Source organism: Kosmotoga sp. (assembly GCF_982836095.1).
In genome coordinates this window covers 1-4,309 of sequence record NZ_CEYIHJ010000159.1, presented here as the reverse complement: position 1 = coordinate 4,309, position 4,309 = coordinate 1, and the positions used below count along the sequence as shown (strand labels likewise).

Here is a 4,309-nt window from a genome sequence, read left to right as displayed (position 1 = left end):
ATGTCATATAAAATGTCTTCCACGGAATTTAGATTGTAGGATTCTTTGAGGTCAGAAAATGCCGGATAGAGTTTACCAAGTCGTTCCCTGGCATAGGCCCTGTTATAAAAGAGCTCCCAACGTTTTTCTTTGTGTAGAGCCGTGTTGAATACTCTCTCAGCCTCAGCATACCTTTGAAGTTCATTCAATATTACGCCCTTTCTCAAGAGTGCATCAATGAGAATTTGAGAATCGCCTGGTATGCGTTCCAGCACTTCAAGAGCTGTGGATAGCATCCCAGAAGCGCTATAAGCATCAACCACGCCAAGCAAGGGTAAGTCGAATTCTCCATGAGAATGTTCCAGGGATTTTATGTGAAATTTTACAGCTTCGTCATATTCCCCTTTTTTCTGGAGCAACCGTCCAAGTTCGTAGTAACCTACATAGAAATCCTGGTTCATTTCAACAGCTTTTCTCAACTCGATTTCAGATTGATCAAGTTCTCCGACTTCGCGTAAAAGCAACCCTTTGTAAAAAAAATAGCGGTAATCTATTTTCAGCTTTCCTGCTTTTTCAAGCCAGATCTTTGCATCGTCCACATTGCCGTTATTCAGCGCCCTTTTAAAAGCTTCGTAATAGAAAAAGAGAAGGTATGAATCATAATAATCATCGGCTTTTACCCTGTGCTGAGTCTCCAGTCCCCGAATGATGATATCCAGATCTATTTTGTCCTGATCTACGATTTTCGGAAGGTCTTCGATTCTCACGGGTAGCTTCACAGGGAGATTCTGCATTTTTGCTGCTGAAGGCTTTAAAGGGAGATAAACAAGAACTTCATGCTTCAATAAAGAAACACCTCCAGAATACTAAGAATACTATATTTGCTACAAATCAACACTTATAGTATAATACGAAACGAACAATATCGCGATAATAGGAGGTATCATCCATGGTAATGTTGTCCTATTTCCTCATCGCGCTACATACCATAATAAGTGTGGCGCTGGTTATTCTTGTGCTCATGCAGATGACCAAAGCTTCAGAACTTGGTGGAGCTTTTGGAAGTGGTGGAACGCACACCATGTTCGGTAGAAAAAAGGGTCTTGACACCCCTGGTAAGATTACCGTCTGGTTGTCCGTGGCTTTTATGGTTAACAGCGTGCTCCTGGCTTATGTTATTTCCAGAGCCTTTCCGCTTTCCTGATTTAGGTGATGGCTTTGGTGTCCCCTGAAAAACAACTGTTAGAACTGAAGAAAAACGCAGTGTCCTTTGTTTCTGAGGATGAACTGCTCAAAAGATTAAAGGAAGGCAGGCCTTTGAGGGTTAAATTGGGTGTTGATCCCTCAAGACCTGATCTTCACTTGGGCCACGCAGTGGTATTGCGAAAGCTCAGGCAGTTTCAAGATTATGGGCATCAGGTAATCCTCATAATCGGCGATTTTACCGCAAGAATTGGCGACCCCTCTGGACGTTCGAAAACTCGTCCTATGCTCTCTATGAAAGAGGCTAAGGCGAATGCTATTACTTATAGTAAACAGGCTTTCAAAATACTGGATAAGGAAAAAACAGAAATTCGCTTCAATTCAGAGTGGCTTGATAAAATGAATTTTGAAGATGTGATCAGGCTAGCAGCAAAGTACACCGTTGCAAGAATGCTTGAAAGACATGATTTTGATAAAAGATATAAAAACAATGAACCAATAAGCGTGGCAGAATTCCTTTATCCACTTGCGCAGGCCTATGACTCAGTCGTAGTCAAAGCAGATGTTGAAATCGGTGGAGATGACCAGTATTTCAATTTCATAGTTGGAAGGAAAATACAGGAAGAGTACGGCTTAAAAGCACAGATTATCCTTACTCTACCGCTTATCGAAGGCACGGATGGAAACTTAAAGATGTCCAAAAGCTATGATAATTACATCTCCTTTGAAGATACACCTGTGGATATGTATGGCAAAATAATGTCTATACCTGATAAGCTGATTATAAAATACATGAAGTTGCTTACAGACATTTCCGATGAAGAGATAGCAAACTATGAAAAACAAATCAAAACCCACGATGTTAATCCAAGAGATATAAAAATGCAACTAGCCTACGATATTACCAGACAGTTCCATGGTAATGAAAAGGCCAAAGAAGCTCAGGCATATTTTATAAGGGTTTTTAGAAATAAGAACATACCAGAAGAAATGCCGGAAATAGCTTTAAATCATGGTGAAATTGGTATAGTTGAACTGCTTGCAAATTTCGCCGAGATTTCCAGCCGTAGTGAAGCGAGAAGGCTGATTCAACAAGGTGGCGTGAGAATCAATAATGCTGCAATCAGCGATACACACGCTAAATTGCGACTTTCCGACGGTGATATACTGAGAATCGGAAAGAGACGTTTTTACAGAATCAAAAATAAACCTTAGTCTTGAAACTGATAGCTGGTTTACTGTATAATAGGTTCGTACTATGGCCAACTATAATTGCAAAACATTTTGAAAGGGGGTAGGTTTCATGAAGAAACTTGCTTTTTTACTGGCCCTCGTAGTGTTCGCAGCAGTTGCCTTTGGTGTTGCTTACACCGATGTTTCGGAGGACCACTGGGCATATGATGCCGTAATGAAAGCCACTTCAGCTGGGTTACTTCAGGGATTTCCGGATGGTACTTACAGAGGTGACGAAGCAGTCACTCGTTACCAGCTTGCTGAAGCCATTGCCAAGCTCCTTGACTACTCTGAATCAAGCGACGCAAAGCTTCAAGAACTCGTTTTCGCTCTTACAAAAAAGGTCGCTAGTCTCTCTCTTGAGATTTCAGATGTGAAGAAGGGCGTAATCGATATTATGGCCGAATTCAGGAATCTCGAAGGGAAAGTAGCGGATATCGACCTTGATAGTGTTGAGCAAAAAGTTTGGGAACTCCGTGAAGATGTTTACGGAGAACTCAATAGCGTTAAAGAAGCTCTCGACGCTTACGACGCTCAATTTGAAGCGCTCAACGGTAAGACAACTGATCTTGAGGTAACAACAAAACTTCTCGGTCAGTCTCTGGCAAAATTCAAGGATGATTTTGCCGCTTACAAGGGAAGAGTCGATGCTATTGAGAACAAAATGGTTACCTCCGAGCAGCTTGATCAGAAATTGTCACTTCTTTACACGAAGATTCTCAAGCTCAGCTCACAGCTTAAGGAAATCGATGCTATCAAAGAAGAATTTGCAAACTACGTGACAGTAAAAGATTACGAAACCACCGTGGCTATAGTCAACAAACTCACAAGAGACGTCTTTAAACTCTACAGAAACAAGGCAGATGCTGCAGCTCTTAAGGCTTACGATGATAAGATAGCGGCTCTTGAAGGTACACTTGAGTCTACCACAGCCGACCTCGAAGACAGCATCAACGTTGTTTATGACCAGGTTGATGCGAATATAAATTCTATAATGAGCCTTGAAAAGAAGCTGTCCGAAGTTGAAGGAAAACTTAGTACATTTGCAGAAGCTGGCGATGTTGAAGCTCTGAAAGGTAGGGTTACTGATCTGGAGGTAACATCGAAGATGCTTAGCAGTTCCGTTGTTAAGCTGAACGATACGATTGCCAACCTCAATTTTGTCACGCCTGACCAGCTTTCTGAAAAGATGGGCTTCCTTTACAAAAAGATTGGCATGACAGAAGATAAGCTTTCTAAAAAGATTGGCAACCTTGATGCCGGAGTAGCTTCACTCAACGAAGATATGAATGTTGCTTTTGATCAGATAGACGCCAACGTGTTTGACATCATGGCTCTTGAAAGCAAATTCGCCGATCTCGAGAAAAACATTGAAGAAACCTATGTGAAAATCGATGATTACAACGTTCTCGTGAATATCACCAACAAACTTAGCAGAGATGTTTACAAGCTCACGAGATCCAAAGCGGATGCTGAGGATGTTAAGACCTTGAAAGAAGATGTCGAGACTCTCAAGACAGACACCAATGCTTCTATCGAGGCTGTTAAGACTGATGTGGACAATAAAGTTGACAAATTCCAGAGATCCACTAATTTGGCGACAATCCTCTCTTTTGTGGCTCTTGCAGTTGGAACGGTTGCTTTGATTCTCAAGTAATTGTCTGGCCGGGTATTGTAGTGCAGTACCCGGCTTGATTTGCACAAAACAAATGTGATATACTGTAAAATAGTTCTAAAACCCAAATATCTCTGTCAAAGGGGGTAAGTGTAAATGAAGAAACTTTTAGTGGTCCTTGTTGTTCTTTTAACAGTAGGTCTTTTTGCAGTCCCTGTAACGATCTCCGGTGGTGGAAAGGTTCAGGCAGGAATCTACTTTGATAATGCTGGTTTCAAA

General features: G+C 41.4%; 4 protein-coding genes. 3 read left to right on the top strand and 1 reads right to left on the bottom strand.

Translation table 11 applies throughout. The features are described from left to right. A partial coding sequence (locus AC3LHT_RS09210) for a tetratricopeptide repeat protein (RefSeq protein ID WP_488662681.1) occupies positions 1–824 on the bottom strand: 824 nt, incomplete at its 3' end. Between the two features lie 110 nt (positions 825–934). Here AC3LHT_RS09210 and secG point away from each other — a divergent pair. The 3 genes from secG to AC3LHT_RS09195 all read left to right on the top strand — a co-directional run bounded on the left by secG (position 935) and on the right by AC3LHT_RS09195 (position 4,072). Beyond that, positions 935–1,183 (top strand): preprotein translocase subunit SecG, encoded by a 249-nt coding sequence (secG, locus tag AC3LHT_RS09205; protein WP_366011067.1) that lies wholly within the window; start codon positions 935–937, stop codon positions 1,181–1,183. Positions 1,184–1,200: 17 nt separating this feature from the next. After that, complete coding sequence (gene tyrS, locus AC3LHT_RS09200; protein WP_488662680.1) at positions 1,201–2,397, top strand: tyrosine--tRNA ligase; 1,197 nt, start codon at positions 1,201–1,203, stop codon at positions 2,395–2,397. 88 nt (positions 2,398–2,485) lie between these two features. After that, positions 2,486–4,072 (top strand): S-layer homology domain-containing protein, encoded by a 1,587-nt coding sequence (locus AC3LHT_RS09195; RefSeq protein WP_488662679.1) that lies wholly within the window; start codon positions 2,486–2,488, stop codon positions 4,070–4,072. The last annotated feature ends 237 nt before the right edge of the window (positions 4,073–4,309 follow it).

What these genes read in the sequence shown, in the direction of transcription:
- AC3LHT_RS09195 (WP_488662679.1), top strand. Translation starts at nt 2,486, where the DNA reads ATGAAGAAACTTGCTTTTTTACTGGCCCTCGTAGTGTTCGCAGCAGTT.
- secG (WP_366011067.1), top strand. Translation starts at nt 935, where the DNA reads ATGTTGTCCTATTTCCTCATCGCGCTACATACCATAATAAGTGTGGCG.